The sequence below is a fragment of the Desulforhabdus sp. TSK genome (genome assembly GCF_022836495.1).
Lineage (GTDB): Bacteria > Desulfobacterota > Syntrophobacteria > Syntrophobacterales > Syntrophobacteraceae > Desulforhabdus.
Window position 1 is genome coordinate 93,039 of record NZ_BQXM01000003.1, and the last position, 13,110, is coordinate 106,148.

Sequence of the window (13,110 nt, forward strand, 5' to 3'; positions counted from 1 at the left end):
TCCCTGGCAGGGCGGGCACCTTCGGTACCCACCTCACCAGGGATATACCGCGCTGCAGGGAAACCATCCATCGTATGCCCTGTCATGGCGGGGCATGACGGCCTGAGCGCATGTGCCAAAGAAATTCAAATTCAACGTCCATGGCTGACACCGAGGCTTTTTCAGCCTCCATGATCATTCGGCTTCCAGCTTCCCCTGGATCTCCAGGAGACGACGAGAAGCGACTTCGTCCGTTGAATAATCCGGCAGAAGGATAGGAGCCACCATAGGATTTTCGACACCCGCTTCGACCAGCTCCTTCTCGTATTTCACCACGTGATCCAGAGTCAACTTCTTCAATTCCACCCCGCCATTGACGTACCTGGCCGCAGCGGCTCCGGAGCGACGCCCGAAGGTGATGACATCCTGGAGGCTGTTGCCCATGAGGCGGTTTTCACCGTGCAATCCTCCTGTGCATTCCCCTGCGCTGTAGAGGCCGGGAATCGTCGTTTCACAGTCGGCATTGATGGCGATGCCGCCGTTTTGATAATGAAGCGTCGGGTAAACGAGCATGGGCTCCTTGCTGATATCGATGCCATGGCGTTCGAATTGGATGAACTTGGCGGGAAGCTCACGACGCACCGTCCCCTCTCCATGGAGCAGGTCGATCATGGGTGAATCCAGCCACAAGCCATAACGACCGGTGGGGGTGATGACGGCCTTTCCGACTTCCAGGGCTTCCTTGATCAACTCGGCGGATTCCACATCGCGAGGCTCCAGGGGAAAGCAGAACTGCTCGCCGTCGATGTTGAGGACGTGGGCCCCCAGACCGCGGACCTTTTCGGTGATGAGCAAACCGACATTCTGTTCGGGATAGGCCACACCGGTGGGGTGGTACTGGGTCGAGAACAGGCAGGTGGAGCCTACCCCCGCACGGTAGCACATGACCACGCCGTCCATGGTGGCGCCGTAGTGGTTGGTGCAGGCAAAGCCTTTGATGTGCAGACGGCCGTTGCCCCCCGTGGCGATGATGGTGGCCTTGGCTTTGGCGATGAAGAACTCACGGGTTTCCATATTGTAGAGGATCGCCCCTGCACACTTCCCGTCTTCGTCGAGGATCAACTCCACAGCCGGGCAGAATTCAAGGATGGTGATCTGATCGCCCCGGTTGCGGGCCTCGTCCCGCAGGACACGCATGATTTCAGCACCCGTCATGTCGCCGGCGGAATTCATGCGCTTGCGGCTGGAACCGCCGAAATGCCGGGAAATGAGCCGGCCGTCGGGGAACTTGTTGAACATCATGCCGAGGCTTTCCAGCCAGGCGATGGAAAGGGGTGCATCATGGGCCAGGGCGGCTACCAGGTCCGACTGGTTGGTGAAGTGGCCGCCACCGATGGTGTCCATATAATGGTAGTAGGGAGAATCGGATTCCTGGACTGCAGCCTGAATACCACCTTCCGCCATCATGGTGTTGGCATCCCCATGGCGCAGCTTGGTCGTCATGATGACGCGGACTCCCGCATCGGCGGCCAGGAGCGCTGCGGAGGTTCCCGCACCACCACCGCCGACGATGAGAACGTCGGTTTCGAAATCGGGATTCGAAAGGTCTACATTTTCAGGGCGCAGCATGGAACGGGATTCCAGCATGGAAGCGATTTCTTCAGGCAGAACCAGTCCTTTGTCGGGACCCGTCCGGATAGGACGTCGGCCTTCTTTTTGATAATCCGGATGAAATTTTTCCAGAACGACAGCCCGCTCTTCCAGGCTCAGTGCAGGGAAGTTCTCGCCGCGGCGCGCCTTTTCCATGCGTGCCGGCCGAGTGGCTTCAACCCGTTTGATCAATTCTTTCATTTCCGGAGTGTAACCCATCTTCAATTCTCCTCATATTCCCAAACAAATTTGAATATTCACCTTGCAAAATCATTCAGGGTTTACGGTAAAAGGGGTGCATCAGAGATACGGATCGTTTGCGGGCAGCCAAGTGCCGTTGGGAGCCATGTCGGGTTCACGTTCCCTCTCCTTGTAGCGCTTTTCCAGTTCCCCATGGCTCATGGTCTGCAGGCTCTTCAGCATTTCGTCGTATTTGCCCGATTCGATTTCCTCAACACGTTTGGCCAGGTGCCGCGCCCTGGGCATGATGGCTCTGCCGTACATGCGGCGCGCCAGCTGAGCAATATGATACTGGGGCAGCTCACCCATGCAGCGACTGGCACACATACCGCACTGGATGCAGTCGAAGGAAATTTCGGCGGCCCGGGCAATGTCCCCCTGCTTCAACGCGGAAATATAGCCCAAGACATCGACGCCCATGGGGCACGCCTTGGTGCAATTGTTACAGGCCACACAACGGAAGAGCTCGGGATAGAGGGAAAAGATGATCTCCGGATTGGGCTCGAGATCCTCGATCTTGTAAGCGGCACGGTTCGCCGGATAGAAAGGGATCTGAGCCAGATACATGTCGGGCTCTACAACAGTTTGGCAGGCTAGGCCGAAATGCAGCTTGTAGTCTCCCGGTTTGCGATAGACTGTCGGGCAGGCCCCGCAAATCCCCCCACGGCAGCCTGCGCCCCGCAGGAATTTGAAGCCCGCATATTCCATGGCTTTCATGATGGTCAGGGTTTCAGGAACTTCGTACCTTTTTCCCATGATATACACCGGGATGGTTGTCGCCCCTTCGGGAAGGATTGCCCGGTCGCCCGTGGCAACCTGGACTTTCTTTTTCTGCTTGGGTTCTTTGCTGTCATGATGATGAGACATTGTTCATTTCTCCTGAAAAAAACTGTGAGTAACTTCACCTGAGCATCAAAATCAATCCCCTGCGCTCACCCATGGCCCTCTTCGGACGGCACGGAATCAAACGGGGAAATTTTTATTCTTCAGCAACTCCACGGAGCACTCGCTGTTGAGGTCAAAGCGGCAGGCTTCCTGTCCCAAGCCCAGGGCCATGGCCAGCAGCTGAGTGAAATAGTAGACGGGAACTTCCCGGGAGATCTTATTTTTCTTTAGGACTTCCGGTTGCTTCTTGGAAAGATTGAATTCGCAGAGCGGGCAGCTGAGCACCATGGCTTCCGCTCCCGCCCGAATGGCGGACTCAAGGATTCTTCCACTCACATCGTGAGCAGCCTCGGGATTGGCCAAAATCTGGTATGAGCCACAGCATGTCGTGGCTTCGGGGAAATCGACGGGAGCAGCGCCAATGGCTTCCAAGAATTCCCCCATGATCCTGGTGTCCCCGATGGGCTCGATGGCGACATTGCGAGGCCGCATCAAGGTACAGCCATAATACATGGCGACCTTCAGCCCATTCAAAGGAACCTTCACGGCGTTGCGGACGGTATCCCATCCCACTTGATCGCGCAAAAAGTTGAGGAAGTGGAGGACTTCCACCTCCCCATGGTAATCCTTTTCTTCATTCATGAAATCATTGATGGTTTTTCTCTTCACCTCATCTTGCCGCATCAGCAGGTTCGCCCGGGCCAGCGTGTTGTAGCACATGGAGCAAAGGGTGACGACCTTGTCGCTGCCCTGCTCCATGGCACGGACAAGGTCACGCACAGGAGCCACCTGGTGAATGAGATCATCATCGGCGAGAGAATGGACGGCACCGCAGCAGTTCCAGCGGGTCAATTCCTCGAAATCCACACCGAGGGCGGCCATCGAGGCGACTGCAGCGTCCTCCAGGTTCTTCGCTTTCGTCTTGAGGGTACATCCCGGATAATAGCTGACTTTCATAATACTCCTCTAACTTGTCAATTTTCTGAAGCAGCTGACCATAGCAATCTGAGGCAAGTCCCGCATCGTCTCGGCATCCAACGATGATGGCTCGAACATATTGACGTTTTTCCGAAGTGTGAGGAGCCGGAGAGCTTCCATGACCTTGGCGATATCCAGCCCTCTCGGGCAATTCACCGTGCAGGAATGGCAGGATGCGCACATCCAGTAGCTCTTGACCTCCTCAAGAGCCTCTTCCATCCCCAGCTGAGCCATGCGCATGATCCTGCGGGGAACGGTGTCCACCTTGTCGGACATGGGGCACGCCCCGCCGCAGGTGCCGCACTGAAAGCACAAATTGATGTCCTGCCCGCTGAGCTTGATGACTTTGTCGATGAAGTCACGCTTGATGGTTTTCTCTGAAATTTCGATCGGCATGTCGTCCCTCATTTTGTATAAATGTTTACTCAAAAAACCGGTCACCCGCTGCTCATGGGGGCTCTGCCCCACCTTCAGGGAATGCTCCCTCGAGATCCCCGTGGGGAGCGGCGCTTCAGGCAACGCATCCCTGGAGATGCATACCCCATGCAGGATGAAAACCAGTCACGTAATGCTTTACTTTGCAGGCAGCTTAACCTATTCCGGCAAACTGAAACACTGCAAGCCGGAAAAAATAGAGAGCCCCTTGAATGGACAGGCGGGATATGATGTGATTTTGCCGAACAAAACAGTGGAAAAAGCAGGGCCGAGGAGACACCGTGCAACCCCTGCATCTGGAAATTCGCATTTTCGCAGGAGGCGCTGGTTGCACAAAAACAAAAATCCGAAACTGACTTGACCACGGACATGGAACCCGGGCTACCCCACTTGGATGGTAAAGCATACCAGAACGTTAAAGAGCTTGCAGCATGAATCGGTCACTATCAGCATGAGCACGAAAGCATCGAACAGTACAATTCGAGCATAGTTTTTTAAGCCATTTTGGGAGGTGTTGTCAATTTTTTTTCATTTTCTTTTGACAGTGAGCTCACAGCGCTCCCCCGAAGTCGCTCAACTTGGGGTTTCAAATTTTAGAAAAATCATTACAATCCCACCTCGCAGTGATACGACCCGATGGCCAATCAGGAGGACAATGTATGCGCACAGGTGTGGGTTCATAGAAGAGGAAGGGATTGCCCATGAAAATAAGAGTGCTCGGCGCATCCGGTTCCGAGCTCCCGGGACACAATTCCCCAGCGTTCCTGGTGGATGATTTTCTCCTCCTGGACGCGGGAACCATCTCTCTTTCCCTCGACCGGGATGCTCAGTGCCGCATCAGCCACATCTTTCTAACCCATGCGCACCTCGACCATATCAAGGCGATCCCTTTTCTCCTGGACAATATTGTTTCCAGCCGGCAGAAGTGCAGGCTGACGATTCTGAGCGGTCAGGATGTCCTGGACGACCTCCAAAAGCATGTTTTCAACAACAGGATCTGGCCGGATTTCAGCCGACTCCCCACCTCCGAAGCGCCCGTCATGCGCTTCCAGGAGCTCTCGACGGAGGGCTTTTTTCAAGTGAAGGAATATAAGATCTACCCCACACGGGTGGATCACCCCGTGCCGGCCTATGGCTACCTGGTAGAGGAGGCCGGGGGCAACGCCTTCGTTTATACCGGCGATACCGGACCGACAGAACAGATCTGGTCACGCATGGCCGGGCACCGTGTCAAAGCTCTCATCACCGAAGTTTCCTTTCCCGATGAACTGCTGGCGCTGGCAAATATCTCGGGGCACCTCACCCCTTCCCTCCTCCAGGCAGAAATCTCCAAGATGCCCGAACTGCCGGAGAAGATCTACATCAGCCACCTGAAATCGTATTATAGAGCCGCCATCAGGAAGGAGCTCGGCCATGTCACGGCCCCTCCCATCATCCTGCTGGAAGACGACATGGTCCTGTGTGTTTAAGCAAGAGGTGGTAAGGAGGCAGTGATAAGGAGGGATTAGGAGGTGGGTCACCGAAAGGTCACCCACCCTGCAGTGACGCAGCCGAGATTACTTCAACAATTCCCGGGCTACGATGAGGCGCTGGATTTCACTGGTGCCTTCATAGATCGTGGTAATGCGTGCATCCCGTGCATGACGCTCTACGGGAAAATCCGCCGTGTATCCATAACCGCCGAGGATTTGAATGGCATCATAGCAGGCCTTGTTGGCCGCTTCGGTGGCGTATACCTTTGCCATGGACGCTTCCTTGGCGTAATGCCGGCCCTGATCTTTCACGAAGGCCGCTCGCATCAGGAGCAACTGAGCTGCTTCCAGTCGCGTATAGTTGTCGGCAATCATCCACTGAATGGCCTGAAGATTGGCGATGGGTTTGTCGAATTGGATCCGCTCTTTGGCATAAGCTGTGGCACAATCCATGGCGGCCAGGCCGATGCCGAGCGCCATGGAGCCGATCCCGATGCGCCCGCCCGCCAGTTCGGCCGCGGCAATACGGAAGCCATCGTTCACTTTGCCCAGAACGTTTTCCCTGGGCACCCGGCAGTTTTCGAAAAGCAATTCATTGGTGGAGGAGGCGTGCTGCCCCATCTTCTTTTCATCCTTCCCCACGGTAAAACCGGGAAAAGACGGCTCCACGAGGAATGCCGTGATGCCCTTGCCCTTTCTCGCATCTTTGTCCGTCACTGCCCAAACGACGAAAACTCCGGCATATTCTGCGCTGGTGATGAAAATCTTATTTCCGTTCAGGATATAATCATTGCCGTCCAGAACGGCGCTTGTCCGCATGGAGGCAGGGTCAGAGCCCGCGCAGGTTTCCGTGAGGCCGAAGCTGCCGGCGGGATATTCGCCGGAGCAAATGGGGGGAATGTATTTTTGCTTCTGTTCTTCGGTTCCCACTACCTGGATCACTTCAGCGACCATATTGGTCACGGAGGTGGTCACCGCAGTGGAGGCACAACCGCGTCCAAGCTCCGTCATGGCAAGGGAAAAAGCGACCGCCCCGGCTCCTGTTCCGCCGTAGGCCGGATCAATGTTGAGGCCCATGAAGCCCAGTTCCGCCAGTTTTTTCAAATTACTTTTGAGAATGTCCCGATTCTTGGTCTGATCCAGCTCTGCAGCCACGGGCTCCAGTTCGCGCTTGGCAAATTTGGCAGCGGTATCTTGAATGATTTTCTGTTCTTCAGTCAGTTCGAAGTTCATTAGAGCTCCATCTTGTTAGCATTAGAAGTCGTATAGAATGAGATTCTCTTGGAAACGAGCGGGAAAACCATCGCTCCGGGACCAGGCGGGGAGTCTGTGACCGGCGATGCAAAGCCTTTCCCCTGAGTGCCCGCTCCCGTCGGCATGGCAGCCCATAAGAACATCCTCCACGCTCCGCCCCTCTCCCCAAAGGGCGAGGGGCGGAACTTTCAGGACAGGCTTTTAATACTCGTAGAAGCCGCGGCCCGTCTTTTTGCCGAGCCATCCCGCCTCCACGTACTTGCGCAGGAGCGGGCAGGGACGATACTTGGAATCACTGAAGCCCTTGTACAGGGTTTCCATAATGGCGAGGCAGGTGTCCAGGCCAATGAGATCCGCCAGTGCGAGGGGACCCATGGGATGGTTCATGCCAAGCTTCATAACGGTGTCGATGGCTTCCCGGGTACCTACACCATGGTAAAGGGCGTAAATCGCTTCGTTGATCATGGGCAGAAGGATACGGTTGGCGATAAAGCCGGGAAAATCGCTCGATTCCGCCGGAGTCTTGCCGAACTTGACGGCGAGGTCCCAGGTCAGTTTGAAGGTTTCGTCGGAAGTCGGGAGGCCCCGAATGACTTCCACGAGCTTCATGACGGGGACAGGGTTCATGAAGTGCATGCCGATGACCTGGGTCGGCCGCTTGGTTTGAGCAGCAATACGCCCGATGGGAATGGAGGAGGTGTTGCTGGCGAGGATGGCTTCGGGACGGCAAATCTTGTCCAAATCCTGGAAAATCTTGAACTTAATGGGTTCGTTTTCCGTAGCGGCTTCCACCACGTAGTCAGCGGCGGCCATGTCCTGGAGGCTGACACTGGTCTTGATCCGACCCAGCACCGCCGCCTTTTCATCGGCGCTCATCTTGCCTTTTTCCACGCTCTTGGTGAGAAGATTGGTGATGTTTTTCATGCCGCGCTGCACGAACTCATCGTTGATATCGTTCATGATCACCTGGAGCCCGCTCATGGCGGCTACCTGTGCGATCCCGTTTCCCATTTGTCCAGCACCGATGACTCCAAACGTTTTAACTTCCATGTGAGTGTAAACTCCTTCCTTAGTATTTGAACGTTAAACTCTTCATCCACTCTCACGACGGCCCCTCCCCCTCCCTCTGCGGGCGCTCCATGCCTCCCGGCCGTCCGGTCTTCCATGGAAACGATCATGAGGACAGAGCATCGGTGCGGTGGGGCCACGTAAATTCCACTACCTCTTGATCATCATGGCCACAGCCTCTCCACCACCCAGGCAGAGTGAGGCCAGGCCGGTCTTCTTGTCCTGGCGGATCATTTCGTACAGCAGGGTTACCAGCAACCTGCAGCCGCTGGCCCCAATGGGATGCCCCAGAGCAACGCTGCCCCCATTGACGTTCACAGTGGCAGGATCCAGCTTGAGCTCACGCAGGGCTGCCACCGTCGATCCGCTGAAGGCTTCGTTGATTTCATAAAGATCCACATCTCCCACTCCGAGCCCTGCCTTTTTGAGGCATTTGGGTACGGCCAGGATGGGTGCAACCAGGACATATTTCATATCGATGCCGGCGGAGGCTTGAGCACCCACGGTCGCAAGGATTTTGCAGCCAAGAGCCACGGCCTTTTCGCGGGCCATAACGACGACCGCCGCGGCTCCATCACTGATGATGGAGGCATTTCCGGCTGTCGTCACCCCCCCCTGTTTGAATGCCGGCTTCATTTTCGCCAGGGCGTCATAAGGGGTGTCCTTCGGACACTCGTCCTGGCTGAAAAGGACCGGCTCCCCTTTGCGCTGCGGGATGGGCACGGGCACGATCTCATCCTTGAACTTCCCGGCCGCCATGGCCGCCAGAGTACGCTGGTAGGATTCGGCAGCATAACGGTCCTGATCCTCCCGGGAGACGTTATACTTCTCGGAGCAGAGCTCATTGGAAATCCCCATATGGAAATCGTTCACGATATCCCACAGGCCGTCGTGGACCATATGATCGTGAAGCTTCCCATCCCCCATCCGGTAGCCGAAACGCGCCTTTTCCAGGTAATAAGGCGCCATGCTCATATTTTCCATGCCTCCGGCGACCACCACATCGGCATCTCCCACCTGTATCGCCTGGGCCGCCAGCATGATGGACTTCAAACCGGAACCGCATACCTTATTGATGGTGAAGCATTCCACTTCGTCGGGCATCCCGGCCTTCACCGCAGCCTGCTTGGCCGGGTTCTGTCCGTATCCGCACGGAAGCACCATGCCCATGATGGCTTCGTTTACATCCGTCTTGGCAATCCCTGCTCTTCGAACCGCTTCCTCAATAACGATCGCTCCCAGTTGAGTCGCGCCGATCCCGCTGAGGGAGCCGTTAAAGCTTCCCAGCGGAGTCCGCACCGCACTTACAATTACCGCTTCTCGCATGTCAGCTTCCTTTCAGAGTTTCCGTTTGATCTTGATGTGTAGGCGCAGAAATTTACAGTGGTCCTTTTATCAAAAGGCGGCGGCTATTACAAAAAAAATATCCCTATATCAAACTTTATTGTACAAAATGACTCAAACGACACCCTCTCGATGCAGCACTTCGCGGATATTTTCCAGCGACAAACCGCGGATCAAGATGCTCTTTTGACGGGATTTGTGCCCCCCGACAATTTCCAGATCCGACTTGGGAATGTCCAGGAGCTCCGCCAGGAATTTGATGCATTCCCTGTTGGCCGCCCCCTCCACGGGGGGGGCTGTCAGCCGAACCTTCAAACACCCGTGATGGATGCCCGCCCATTCATTCCTGCTGGCTCTGGGCTGGACATGGACCTCCAGGACCACGCCCTCCCCTTTTTCATGTAAAAAGGGCAATGAATTCATGGTCGTTTTCTCATGGCAGGCTCATGATCCCATCCGACTGCACCCGCCAAATAAAAAAAGGGCTAAGTCATATGACCTAACCCCTTAAATCCAGTGGAGGCGGCAACCGGATTCGAACCGGTGAATAACGGTTTTGCAGACCGCTCCCTTACCACTTGGGCATGCCGCCGCATTCGACGTTGCACCCTATCTAATGGAAAACAGGGATGCTGTCAAGGGGAAGTTCCAAAAGGCCAACCCATTTCGCCGGAGGAGCTCCCCCTGGCCGATGCGTCTTTATTTTCCAAAAGCCTTCAGACCGGCATAGCAGGCTGCATCTCCCAATTCCTCTTCGATGCGGAGGAGCTGGTTGTACTTGGCGATGCGGTCCGTTCTCGAAAGAGAGCCCGTTTTGATCTGGCCGACTCCGGACGCCACAGCCAGATCGGCGATGGTCGTGTCTTCCGTCTCGCCGGAACGATGAGAAATGACGGCGGTATAGCCGGCTCTCAACGCCATGTTGATGGCTTGAAGCGTTTCGGTGACGGTGCCGATCTGGTTCAATTTGATGAGGATGGAATTGGCGACGCCCTCCTCGATACCCTTGGCCAGGATCTTCGTATTCGTCACGAAGACATCGTCGCCCACGATCTGGATCTTGTTCCCCAGTCGCTGTGTCAGGGATTTCCACCCGGGCCAGTCCCCTTCGGACATCCCATCCTCCAGGGAGATCAGAGGGTACTTGGAGGCCCACTGTGCATAGAACTCGATCAACTCCTCGGGGCTCTTCTGCGGCTGCTGTTCGGCCTCCAGGCGGTAAGCCCCGTCTTTGTAGAATTCGCTGGCAGCCGCATCGAGGGCAATGAAGATATCTTTCCCCGGCTCGTACCCGGCCGCTTCGATGCCCTGCATCAATACGTCCATGGCCTCCACGTTGGAGCGAAGATTGGGGGCGAAGCCACCTTCATCTCCCACGGCGGTGTTCAAGCCCTTGGACTTCAGGACCTTCTTGAGATGGTGAAAGGTTTCCGCCCCCATCCTCAGAGCTTCGGCAAAGGTTGATGCACCGGCGGGGACGATCATGAACTCCTGGATGTCCAGGTTGTTGTCCGCATGAGCGCCCCCATTGAGGACATTCATCAGGGGAACGGGGAGCAGGTAGGTCAACGCTCCGCCCAGGTACCGGTAGAGGGGGAGCTCACTCTCAGCCGCACCCGCTTTGGCGGCAGCCATGCTGACGGCGAGAATCGCGTTGGCCCCCAGGCGGCTCTTGTTCTCGGTTCCATCCAGGCTCAAAAGGAACTGATCCAGTCCCACCTGATCTCTGCCGTCCATACCGATGATCTTGGGAGCAATTTCATTATTGACATTCTGGACCGCCGTCAGGACCCCTTTGCCGAGATAACGTTTGGAGTCACCATCCCTCAGTTCGAGGGCTTCCCTCGATCCAGTCGATGCGCCTGACGGCACCGCTGCCCTTCCTTCGTAACCGCTATCCAGTACCACTTCCGCTTCTACAGTGGGATTGCCCCGTGAATCGAGGATCTCACGCGCCCTGACAAAAAGAATTTCACCCATGGTCCCTTCCTCCTTCTTTGGTAGACATAGTGCATTCTCAACACGAGCCGATAAAGTGATGCCTATCGGTGGAAACAGCATTCCAAAAGACTCTTAACACTGATGAAGAAACTTGACGTATAGCCATACATTTTTTTAGAATAAAAAATTTAGTCGAAGTTATCAATCCGAAAGAGAGGACAAAACCATGGCGACACTGACAACGAGTGATTTACGCAAAGGACTCAAACTGGAAATCGACGGGGAGCCTTACATTATCACGGATTTCGAATTTTCCAAGCCGGGCAAGGGGCAGGCGCTATACCGTTGCCGTCTGAAAAATATGATCACGGGATCACAGTTCGACCGGACCTACCGTTCCGTGGACAAGTTCGAATCTGCCGACCTCGAAGAACAGGACATGCAATTTCTCTATAGCCAGGGCGACAGTTTTCACTTCATGAACACCGCCAACTACGAGCAAATCGAGATGACGAGGGATCAAGTGGGCGATGCCACTAACTATCTCACGGAGAACCTGGTGGTGAGCATGCTCTTTTTCCAGGGACGTCCCATCGGCATCAACCTGCCCAATTTCGTTGTCCTCAAGGTGGTCAAGTCCGATCCGGGAATCAAGGGTGATACGGCTGCAGGCGCCACAAAGCCTGCGACCATGGAAACGGGCTTCGTCATACAGGTTCCTCTCTTCATCGAGGAGGGAGAGGTCTTGCGCATCGACACACGCAGCGGAGCCTACGTAGAAAGAGTGAAAGCCTGACGGAAATGTCTGCCGAGGAAATTCTTGCCGGCAAACGCGCCCATTTGGAGCTCCGCTGCCGCATTCTACAGACCATCCGAAGGTATTTTATAGAAGATGGCTTCATGGAGGTGCAAACGCCCCTCAGGACACCGGCGCCAGCCCCTGAGCCATACATTGAAGCCATCCCGGCGGATGCCCCTTACTTTCTCATCACCAGCCCGGAGCTTTACATGAAGCGTTTGCTCGCCGCCGGGTATGAGAGAATTTTTCAGATAACGCCGGTCTTTCGGCGCGGAGAGCAGGGGCGTTTCCATCACAGTGAATTCACCATGCTGGAATGGTACAGGCTGTACGCAGACTACCGCACCCTCCAGGAAGACTGTCGCAATCTCCTCCTCACCGTCTGCCACGAGGAGGGCAAGGCATCAGGCTGGGATTACCAGGGCCATTGGCTGCAGGTGGAGGGAGAGTGGCAGCACTACACGGTTCGTGAAGCTTTCCGCCGTTTCGCCGGGTGGGAGCCTTCCAGCCATGTGGATCAATACCGGTTCGACGGGGACCTGGTGGAGAAAGTGGAGCCACACCTTGGTTTTCCAACACCTTGTATTCTTTCGGATTATCCTTCCAGCCAAGCTGCACTAGCGCGCCTCAGGCACGACGACCCTTCCGTCGCCGAGCGCTTCGAGCTCTACTGGGCCGGACTGGAACTTGCAAACGGGTTCAGCGAGCTCACCGATGCCGCCGAACAACGCTCACGCTTTCGCGAGGCTCTCCAAATGCGCCGGCAGCAGGGATATGTGCCATACCCCCTGCCGGAGCGATTTCTGGCGAGCCTGGAGGACCTCCAGCCTTGCGCAGGCATCGCCCTGGGCGTTGATCGGTTGATCATGCTCCTGGGGAATGCCGGTCACATTGACGAAATCGTGCCTTTTCCACCTGGATTCGATTGAGCTCCCGCCCCTGTGAGGGCATGCAGGAATGCCGAGAGCCCGCTGCCGGGTGTCCCCCTGTAAGCGATTGACGTCACGAGCAAAATGTGCTAGGGGAAGAGCGTGCTACTTTATTGTTATCAATAATGTTTTCTTC

General features: G+C 55.6%; 12 protein-coding genes and 1 tRNA gene. 3 read left to right on the plus strand and 10 right to left on the minus strand.

The window, feature by feature from the left end:
- Positions 1–174 precede the first annotated feature (174 nt).
- The 4 genes from MWC30_RS02850 to MWC30_RS02865 form a co-directional block, all read right to left on the minus strand.
- Entirely contained in the window at positions 175–1,848 is a 1,674-nt protein-coding gene (locus tag MWC30_RS02850; RefSeq protein ID WP_244082641.1) for an FAD-binding protein, read from the minus strand.
- A gap of 81 nt (positions 1,849–1,929) precedes the next feature.
- Positions 1,930–2,736 (minus strand): 4Fe-4S dicluster domain-containing protein, encoded by an 807-nt coding sequence (locus MWC30_RS02855; protein WP_244082642.1) that lies wholly within the window; start codon positions 2,734–2,736, stop codon positions 1,930–1,932.
- Positions 2,737–2,832: 96 nt separating this feature from the next.
- Entirely contained in the window at positions 2,833–3,711 is an 879-nt protein-coding gene (locus MWC30_RS02860; protein ID WP_244082643.1) for a CoB--CoM heterodisulfide reductase iron-sulfur subunit B family protein, read from the minus strand.
- A gap of 9 nt (positions 3,712–3,720) precedes the next feature.
- Positions 3,721–4,128, minus strand: coding sequence for a 4Fe-4S dicluster domain-containing protein (locus tag MWC30_RS02865; RefSeq protein WP_244082644.1), 408 nt, complete (start codon positions 4,126–4,128; stop codon positions 3,721–3,723).
- Between the two features lie 740 nt (positions 4,129–4,868).
- Between MWC30_RS02865 and MWC30_RS02870 the strand changes: the two genes are divergently transcribed.
- Complete coding sequence (locus tag MWC30_RS02870) at positions 4,869–5,636, plus strand: 3',5'-cyclic-nucleotide phosphodiesterase (protein WP_244082645.1); 768 nt, start codon at positions 4,869–4,871, stop codon at positions 5,634–5,636.
- A gap of 87 nt (positions 5,637–5,723) precedes the next feature.
- On the opposite strand, the gene MWC30_RS02875 is transcribed toward MWC30_RS02870, so the two are convergent.
- From MWC30_RS02875 to eno, 6 genes are all read right to left on the minus strand, one after another.
- Positions 5,724–6,872 carry an acyl-CoA dehydrogenase family protein gene (locus tag MWC30_RS02875; protein WP_244082646.1) on the minus strand — a complete coding sequence of 383 codons (1,149 nt, stop codon included), beginning with the start codon at positions 6,870–6,872 and terminating at the stop codon, positions 5,724–5,726.
- A 222-nt stretch (positions 6,873–7,094) separates the two neighbouring features.
- Positions 7,095–7,943 carry a 3-hydroxybutyryl-CoA dehydrogenase gene (locus MWC30_RS02880; RefSeq protein ID WP_244082647.1) on the minus strand — a complete coding sequence of 283 codons (849 nt, stop codon included), beginning with the start codon at positions 7,941–7,943 and terminating at the stop codon, positions 7,095–7,097.
- 168 nt (positions 7,944–8,111) lie between these two features.
- Complete coding sequence (locus MWC30_RS02885; RefSeq protein ID WP_244082648.1) at positions 8,112–9,287, minus strand: acetyl-CoA C-acetyltransferase; 1,176 nt, start codon at positions 9,285–9,287, stop codon at positions 8,112–8,114.
- A 132-nt stretch (positions 9,288–9,419) separates the two neighbouring features.
- On the minus strand, positions 9,420–9,728 hold the full coding sequence (locus MWC30_RS02890) for a DUF167 domain-containing protein (RefSeq protein WP_244082649.1): 309 nt from the start codon (positions 9,726–9,728) through the stop codon (positions 9,420–9,422).
- A gap of 94 nt (positions 9,729–9,822) precedes the next feature.
- Positions 9,823–9,897, minus strand: a tRNA-Cys gene (locus tag MWC30_RS02895).
- Positions 9,898–10,004: 107 nt separating this feature from the next.
- The gene (gene eno / locus MWC30_RS02900) at positions 10,005–11,285 is read right to left on the minus strand and encodes a phosphopyruvate hydratase (RefSeq protein ID WP_244082650.1); all 1,281 of its coding nucleotides are present in this window, start codon (positions 11,283–11,285) and stop codon (positions 10,005–10,007) included.
- A gap of 187 nt (positions 11,286–11,472) precedes the next feature.
- Between eno and efp the strand changes: the two genes are divergently transcribed.
- Entirely contained in the window at positions 11,473–12,042 is a 570-nt protein-coding gene (gene efp / locus MWC30_RS02905) for an elongation factor P (protein ID WP_244082651.1), read from the plus strand.
- A gap of 5 nt (positions 12,043–12,047) precedes the next feature.
- Positions 12,048–12,974: an EF-P lysine aminoacylase EpmA gene (gene epmA / locus MWC30_RS02910; RefSeq protein ID WP_244082652.1), complete on the plus strand. Its 927-nt coding sequence runs from the start codon at positions 12,048–12,050 to the stop codon at positions 12,972–12,974.
- Positions 12,975–13,110: the final 136 nt, after the last annotated feature.

What these genes read in the sequence shown, in the direction of transcription:
- MWC30_RS02850 (WP_244082641.1), bottom strand. Translation starts at nt 1,848, where the DNA reads ATGGGTTACACTCCGGAAATGAAAGAATTGATCAAACGGGTTGAAGCC.
- MWC30_RS02855 (WP_244082642.1), bottom strand. Translation starts at nt 2,736, where the DNA reads ATGTCTCATCATCATGACAGCAAAGAACCCAAGCAGAAAAAGAAAGTC.
- MWC30_RS02860 (WP_244082643.1), bottom strand. Translation starts at nt 3,711, where the DNA reads ATGAAAGTCAGCTATTATCCGGGATGTACCCTCAAGACGAAAGCGAAG.
- MWC30_RS02865 (WP_244082644.1), bottom strand. Translation starts at nt 4,128, where the DNA reads ATGCCGATCGAAATTTCAGAGAAAACCATCAAGCGTGACTTCATCGAC.
- MWC30_RS02870 (WP_244082645.1), top strand. Translation starts at nt 4,869, where the DNA reads ATGAAAATAAGAGTGCTCGGCGCATCCGGTTCCGAGCTCCCGGGACAC.
- MWC30_RS02875 (WP_244082646.1), bottom strand. Translation starts at nt 6,872, where the DNA reads ATGAACTTCGAACTGACTGAAGAACAGAAAATCATTCAAGATACCGCT.
- MWC30_RS02880 (WP_244082647.1), bottom strand. Translation starts at nt 7,943, where the DNA reads ATGGAAGTTAAAACGTTTGGAGTCATCGGTGCTGGACAAATGGGAAAC.
- MWC30_RS02885 (WP_244082648.1), bottom strand. Translation starts at nt 9,287, where the DNA reads ATGCGAGAAGCGGTAATTGTAAGTGCGGTGCGGACTCCGCTGGGAAGC.
- MWC30_RS02890 (WP_244082649.1), bottom strand. Translation starts at nt 9,728, where the DNA reads ATGAATTCATTGCCCTTTTTACATGAAAAAGGGGAGGGCGTGGTCCTG.
- eno (WP_244082650.1), bottom strand. Translation starts at nt 11,285, where the DNA reads ATGGGTGAAATTCTTTTTGTCAGGGCGCGTGAGATCCTCGATTCACGG.
- efp (WP_244082651.1), top strand. Translation starts at nt 11,473, where the DNA reads ATGGCGACACTGACAACGAGTGATTTACGCAAAGGACTCAAACTGGAA.
- epmA (WP_244082652.1), top strand. Translation starts at nt 12,048, where the DNA reads ATGTCTGCCGAGGAAATTCTTGCCGGCAAACGCGCCCATTTGGAGCTC.